A 7132-nucleotide genomic window follows, 5' to 3' on the forward strand; every position below is an offset into this window, starting at 1 on the left:
CCGGGGCTGGCGCCGAGATTCGCCCCTATTCAGCCACCCCCGAGCACCAAGAGGCGCTCGGCTTTCCCGGCGGTGTGCCGAGTGATTGGCAGGCGCGCGCGCTGGAGCGCTTCGAGACCCTACTCGAGCGCAACCGGGCGCTGCGCGTCTACCTCGATAGCTGTGTGCGCTGCGGGGCCTGCACCGATAAGTGCCACTTCTACCTCGGCACCGGCGACCCGAAGAACATGCCGGCGGCGCGTCAAGACCTGCTGCGCGATGTCTACCGCCGCCACTTCACCGTTGCCGGTCGAAATTTTCCAGGCTTGGTGCGCGGCCGCGAATTGACCCGCGAAGCACTCGATGAGTGGTTTGTCTACTTCCACCAGTGCTCGCAGTGTCGCCGCTGCTCGGTCTTCTGTCCCTACGGCATCGACACCGCCGAGTTGTCGATGGCCGCGCGCGAGATCCTTGATGCCGTCGGCTACGGTCAGAAGTACTGCAACGAGATCATCGGCAAGGTCCATAAGGTCGGCAACAATCTCGGGCTACCGGGGCCGGCACTCGAAGATACGCTCGAGGGGCTGGAAGAGGACCTAAAGGACGACACCGGGCACGATATCCGCCTCCCGCTCGATGAGGCCGGCGCCGATGTCCTGCTCGTCACCCCGTCGGCTGATTTCTTCGCCGAGCCGCACGTCGACGGGTTGATGGGTTATGCCAAGGTCTTCCACCAGGCTGGACTGTCGTGGACGCTGAGCAGCTACGCCTCCGAGGCTGCGAATTTCGGCCTCTTTATCGGCAGCTACGAGCAGATGCAGCGCATCGCCGAGCGCATCCGCACCGCCGCCCTGGAACTCGGCGTTAAGCGCATCGTCATCGGCGAGTGCGGTCACGCCTGGCGGGTCGCCTACAGCTTCTGGAATACGCTGACCGGCGTCGGCCACGGCGCTGGAGAAGAGGACGAGTACGCGCGCGCGCTGCAAGCGCAGCTCGACCCGAACTACCCAGCACCACAGCACATCTGCGAGGTCACTGCCGATCTGCTCGAGCGCGGCGCCCTGCGCCTCGACCCGAGTGCCAACGCCCACTACGGCGGGGTCACCTTCCACGACTCGTGCAACGTCGCGCGCGCCTCGCGCATGGGGTCGCGCCCCGGCGGACAGCTGGAGATCCCGCGCCAGTTGCTGCGCGCCAGTGTCCCGCACTACGTCGAGATGGCCCCGAGCACCACCGGCGATGCCACCTTCTGCTGCGGCGGCGGTGGCGGTCTGCTGACCGATGAGCTGTTGGAGTTGCGCGTCAAGGGGGCAATGCCGCGCGTCAGCGCCCTGCGCGAGACGATGGAGCACGACGGGGTCGAGCGCATGGTTGCGATCTGCGCCATCTGCAAGGCGCAGTTTGCCAAGGTGCTGCCCTACTACGACATCCCGCGCGAGACGATCATGAGCCTGCACGAGGCGGTCGGCAACGCCGTGCGCTTCGACTGAGGGGAGAACGAGACGATGGCGAGCAACGCAGAGGCAGAGGCAGAGGAGCGCTACACCTTTCGCCGCTACCGCGACGGCGAACAGCGGCCAGGCAGCTGGCGCGAGCAGATCTTTCGCGCCGGGGCCTCGCATAAGTGCCCGACCTACATCCACCGCACCCCACCGTGTCAGGCCAACTGCCCGGCCGGCGAGGATATCCGCGGCTATCTGCAACTCGCTCGCGGGCTGCAGCGCAGCGATCCGGCGCTCGACTGGCAGGCCGAGGCCTTTGCCCGCATCAGCGCCAGCAACCCCTTCCCGGCGGTGATGGGGCGGGTCTGTCCTGCACCGTGTCAGCAGGGCTGCAACCGCCGCGTCGTCGACGATCACGTCGCCATCAACGCCATTGAACACAGTGTCGGCGACTACGCCCGCGAACACGGGCTCGATCTCGGCGCTGCCGGTGCCGATAGCGGCTATCGCGTCGCTGTCGTCGGCGGTGGCCCGGCCGGACTGACCGCCGCCTATCAGCTGCGCAAGCGCGGCCACCACTGCACCCTCTTTGAGGCGCAGCCGGAGCTCGGCGGCATGATGCGCTACGGCATCCCCGGCTACCGCGTACCGCGCGAGGTGCTTGATGCCGAGATTGCGCGGATTCTAGCGCTCGGCGTCGAGGTGCGCTGCGGCGTGCGCATCGGCAGCGACATCACCCTGGAGCAGCTCGAGGGCGACTACGACGCCGTCCTGTGGGCGCTCGGCACCCACGAGGGGCGCCCGCTGCCGCTCGCCGGCTGGGACGAGACGCCGAACTGCTTAACCGGGGTCGAGTTCCTGCGCGCCTTTAACGAGGGGCGGCTCGCTGCCGTCAGTGAGCGGATCTTGGTCATCGGCGGTGGTGATACCTCAATCGATGTCGCCTCGGTCGCCCGCCGTCTCGGCTACGACACCGCGCTGCCCGATGAGGCGCACCCGGAGCACGCCGTACTCGGCTACACCGCCCACGACGCTGCCGCCATCGCCGCGCGCAAGGGGGCGGCCGTCACCCTGACCTCGCTCTTCCCGCGCGCCGAGATGACCGCCGCCGAGGAGGAGATCGAAGACGCCCTCCACGAGGGGGTCGAGATCCGCGATGGCGTGATGCCGATCGCCATCATCCACGGCGACGACGGCCGCGCTCAGGCGCTGCGCTTTGCCGAGTGCCGTATGGAGGGTCAGCGCCCGGAGCCGATTGAGGGGACCGAGTTTACGATCGAGGCCGACCTGATCATCGCTGCCATCGGGCAGAAGGGGAGTCTGGCCGGGGTCGAGGCGCTCGATAACGGCCACGGCTTTATCGACGCCGACCCGCACTACCAGGTCAGCCAGCGCCCGGGCCACTTCGTCGCCGGCGATATCATTCGCCCGCACCTGCTGACGACGGCGATCGGTCAGGCGACCCACGCGGTGCGCAGCCTCGATGCTTATCTGCGCCGGGGGACGGCGCTGCGGCCACCCAAGGTCGGCGTCTGGCACTACAACCTGATCGAGACACTGGCCGCGAGGGGGCTGGCTCCGAGCGCTTACGATCGCACCGCCACCCGCGGCACCGACCGGGCCGCCTTCGCCGTCCACAACTTCGAGGAGCGCGGCCACAGCGAGGTGATTCGCCACGACCGGCTCTACCTCGGCCACTTCACTCCGGGCGAGCGCGCCGTTCGCCACCGCCGCACTATCGATGAGCGGCGCGTCCTCGGCGATTTCGCCGAGCGGCTGCAAGCGCTCAGCGGCGAGGAGGCACAGACCGAGGCGAAGCGCTGTATGAGCTGCGGGCTCTGCTTCGAGTGCGACAACTGCATCATCTACTGCCCGCAGAACGCCGTCCAGCGCGTGCCGAAGGGTGAGCGCAGCCACGGCCGCTACGTCTACACCGACTATAGCCGCTGTATCGGCTGCCATATCTGTCGCGATGTCTGCCCGACCGGCTACATCGAGATGGGGCTCGGTGAGTAGTGAGTAGCGCTGCTGCGCGGCGGAGCGTGAGCGTGGGGAGGAGAGAGCGATGAAGCGCTTCGAAGGGTGGCTGTGGGGCGGCGGTGCGGCCGTAGCACTCTTCGCCGTCATCGGCTTTATCGCGCTACTTGGTGATCGCGGCGCAGCTCCGCCGGTGCTGCCCGAGCCGCAGGGCGAGGCGTGTCTCCTCGAGGCCGAGCAGATGCGCCGCGAGCACGCAGACTGGCTTAGCGACCGAATGCATACCGCAGTCCGCCTCGGCGAGCGCGATCCGGCGCGGAGTCTGCAGGCGTGCGTCGACTGCCATGCGGTGCCGGCAGCGCAGCGCGCCCCGGAGCAGCCGCCGATGGCCTTTTGCCGCGACTGCCACACCTACACCGGCGTCTCCATCGGCTGTTTTCAGTGCCATAACGAACGCCCGAAGGGCGATCTGGCTGAGTTGGGAGGAGTCTTGCCGTGAGTGAAGATGCGTCCGCTACGCGCACGCTCTCGCGCCGTCGCTTTCTCGGCCGCTGCCTCGGTGCGGGCACGGCGGCGGCGGGCCTGCTGCTAGCCCCCGGGGTGTGGCTGCTTCACGGTGGCGGTGCTGCGGCTGCGGCTGCGGACGGAGAACCGGGGCCGGATCGCACCCGATCGTCGCCGCGATCACCGCGCTGGGGGCTGCTCATCGATACGCAGCGCTGCAGCGCCGAGTGCAGCGCCTGCATCGACGCCTGTCAGGAGGAGAACGGCTGGCCGGAGCCGGAGCACCCGCAGCAAGACCCGCAGTGGATTCGCAAGGTGACGGTGCGCGGTCCCGGTGACAGTGAACGCTCGCTACCAATGCTTTGTCAGCACTGCCAAAATCCGCCGTGCGCCTCGGTCTGCCCAACCCGGGCGACCTTCCGCCGGGCCGACGGTATCGTGCTCGTCGATAAGCACCGCTGCATCGGCTGTCGCTACTGCATGATCGCCTGTCCCTTTCAGGTCCGCTTTATGCCGCAGCGGCCGGTTGCCGAGGCCTCGCCGAACCATCCGCGCGGTAAGGGGGCGGCCGAGGGCTGTACCCTCTGTGTCCATCGAGTCGATCGCGGTCAACAGCCGGCCTGCGTCGAGCGCTGCGCGGCGGACGGTCACGGGGCGCTGCTCTTCGGCGATCTCAACGATCCGGGGAGTGCGCTGAGCGAAGCGCTGCGCGACTACGGCGGCGCTCCCCTGCGCAGCGATCTCGGGTTGGCGGCGCGGGTGCACTACCGTGGGCTCTCTTAGCAGTGTGCAGAACGATGTGCGGGGCGGTGCGCTGGGCAGTGTGCAGAGCGGTGTGCAGGACGACCAACGGGGATTGAACATGGCACAACCGACGCGACCGACACACTATCAGCCGCTCGGCAGCCCGATCTGGCAACAGACGCGGCAGTGGGCGGGCGGACAGGCCCCCGCTGCGCCCCTATGGCTCTTCTGGCTCAGTGCCGGTCTCGCCGCTCTGGCCGCCCTCGCTGGCGCCGCCGCGGCCCTCCATCTGGCCCTAAGCGGACACCATCTCAGCGGCATGGGCACGCAGCTGGTCTGGGGCATCCCGCACGTCTTTGCTTTAACGCTGATCTTGGCCGGTGCCGGGGCGCTGGTCGTCGCCGCCAGCGGTCAGCTCACCGCCACCACGCCGCTGGCGGCGACCACGCGGCTGGGCAGCATAGTCGCCAGTGCCCTACTGATCGGCGGCTTAGCGGTGCTGGTCTTCGACCTCGGGCGCCCCGATCAGTTGCCGGTGACCTTTCAGCACTTCAATCCGGCCTCGAGCTTCGCCCGCAATATCTTCTTCTACCTCGGCTTCTTCGCCATCGTCGGGCTGTTGTTGTGGAGCCTGCTCGACCCGGCACTCGCTCGCTACCGGCGCCTTATCGGCTGGCTGGCGCTGATCTGGCCGCTGCTGCTGGCGACCAATGTCGGCTCGATCTTCGCCCTCCTCGCCGCCCACGAGGGCTTTCGCAGCGGTCTGCTCTTCCCGCTCTTCGTCAGCGCCGCGCTGGCCTACGGCAGCGCCGTCTTGCTCTTGGGGTGGCTAGCGGCGAACGGCTTGACCCCCGCTGTCACTGCGCGGGGCGCTAACGCGCGGGGCACTATTTCGTCGCCGGTCATGGCACCGCATGTCGCCACGCCACCGACCGCTACGCACCCGACCACGAAGCGCTTGAGCCGACTGCTCGCGCTCTTTCTCGCCGCTCATGCAGCGGTGCTCTTGGTCCACCTGCTGAGCCTGCTCTACTCGCCGGCTGCGCGCGATGTGGCCCGATTCCTCCTCATCGACGGCGGCATCTACCCGGTCCTCTTTTGGTTCGGGATGGTGGCCGTCGGTGTGATCCTCCCTTCCCTCCTCCTGCTAGCGGGAGTGATCCGGCAGCGCACCTCGCACTTTGCAGTTGCCGCAGGGTTGGTGCTGCTTGGCGGACTCGCCCATCTCTTCGTGATGGTCGTCGGCGTACAAGCGCACCCCGTGGCGCTGATTCCTGGCTACGAGGTCACGGGCGCTGCGTTCGATGGGGAGGTTTTCTCTTACCAGCCGACGCTGTGGGAGTGGCTGATCGGCCTTAGCGGGGTCGCCATCGCCTGGCTGACCGCCCTGGTCGCTGTCGGTGTACTCCCCCTAACGCCGCGGCCCGCGGCGGCAACGCGGGGCTCCAGCGCGCCCGACACACTCGACACGCCGGACACACCGGCGTCACAGTCAGCGACTGATCCTGTTGATTGAAAAGAGATAGAGACGTCAGCGTTAGGGTGGGCCGTACAGAAGTGTGCAATCGGATGCGTTTAACCCATAAAGCGCATTGCCGTCAGCATCACTGTGATCATTAAGGCCAACGAACCGACAATAAAGCCGAGCACCAAGTGGTGTTGTCTGTCTTGCCTTCTGATCATCTCTTCGAAGCGGTTGTCGACCTGCTCAAAGCGCTTGTCCATCTGCTGCTGCATCGCCTCGAAGCGCTTGTCGACCTGCTCGAAGCGCTTGTCCATCTGCTGCTGCATCGCCTCGAAGCGGTTATCGACCTGCTCAAAGCGCTTGTCCATCTGCTGCTGCATCGCCTCGAAGCGCTTGTCGGCCTGCTCGAAGCGCTTGTCGACCTGCTCGAAGCGCTTTTCCATCTGAGCAAAGCCCCTCTCCATCAGCTCGCCCTGATGCTTTAGCGCCTCCTCCACCCGTACGATGCGCCCGTGCAACTCGCGATCATAGACCGGCGGCAGCGGAGTCAGGCGCTGCTCGCGCTCCGCCAGCCACCGCTCCAGGTAGGCTTGAATATAGGCGTCAATTTTTTCGTGGTCCTTCTCAGCAAGCGACATGCGACAAACTCCTGCAATCGGTGACCGCCTCTGATGCTTCTGATGGTCTTTATTGTGGCACAACCGGTCAAGAAGCGGGAGGAGCTAGACTCTAGTCTTGCAAAAAATGCGCGACAGTGTACTCTTGACTCATGGAGAACACCATGAGTACAGGCAAGGTTTTTCGTCTCGGTTGTATGGATTGCGAAACTACCGCAAGAAGCTCAACGAGGCACTCAGCAAGGATGAGGCCAGCGCCGAATGAAGGTGACACGGGTTGTGCGCGCCAAGCGCCCGAACAAAGGCAAGGTCGGGGCGTTGCGCGAACAGGCGCGACGACTCGGGCAGGTGCGCTCCGAGACTTGGCAGTGTTTTGGCTCGATTGGCGGCGTTGGGTTAAGCGA

Annotated in this window: 6 protein-coding genes; 5 read left to right on the forward strand and 1 reads right to left on the reverse strand. The window is 66.5% G+C overall.

Translation table 11 applies throughout. The features are described 5' to 3' along the window. The 5 genes from dsrK to nrfD all read left to right on the forward strand — a co-directional run. On the forward strand, positions 1-1469 hold a 1469-nt coding region (dsrK, locus tag CKO15_RS12910), incomplete at its 5' end, for a sulfate reduction electron transfer complex DsrMKJOP subunit DsrK (protein ID WP_200197013.1). A 15-nt stretch (positions 1470-1484) separates the two neighbouring features. Next, positions 1485-3437 (forward strand): NAD(P)-binding protein, encoded by a 1953-nt coding sequence (locus CKO15_RS12915; RefSeq protein ID WP_200197016.1) that lies wholly within the window; start codon positions 1485-1487, stop codon positions 3435-3437. A gap of 49 nt (positions 3438-3486) precedes the next feature. Beyond that, a complete protein-coding gene (locus CKO15_RS12920) occupies positions 3487-3897 on the forward strand; it encodes a hypothetical protein (RefSeq protein ID WP_200197019.1) in 411 nt (136 codons plus the stop codon). Then, positions 3894-4685, forward strand: a complete 792-nt coding sequence (gene dsrO / locus CKO15_RS12925) for a sulfate reduction electron transfer complex DsrMKJOP subunit DsrO (RefSeq protein WP_200197022.1) — start codon at positions 3894-3896, stop codon at positions 4683-4685. Before CKO15_RS12920 ends, dsrO begins: the two co-directional genes overlap by 4 nt. Before the next feature lie 79 nt (positions 4686-4764). Next, positions 4765-6162, forward strand: coding sequence for an NrfD/PsrC family molybdoenzyme membrane anchor subunit (gene nrfD / locus CKO15_RS12930; RefSeq protein WP_200197025.1), 1398 nt, complete (start codon positions 4765-4767; stop codon positions 6160-6162). 59 nt (positions 6163-6221) lie between these two features. On the opposite strand, the gene CKO15_RS12935 is transcribed toward nrfD, so the two are convergent. Further along, positions 6222-6749, reverse strand: coding sequence for an exodeoxyribonuclease VII large subunit (locus CKO15_RS12935; protein ID WP_200197027.1), 528 nt, complete (start codon positions 6747-6749; stop codon positions 6222-6224). Positions 6750-7132: the final 383 nt, after the last annotated feature.

Origin of the sequence: Halorhodospira abdelmalekii (genome assembly GCF_016583625.1) — a bacterium.
Classification (GTDB): domain Bacteria; phylum Pseudomonadota; class Gammaproteobacteria; order Nitrococcales; family Halorhodospiraceae; genus Halorhodospira; species Halorhodospira abdelmalekii.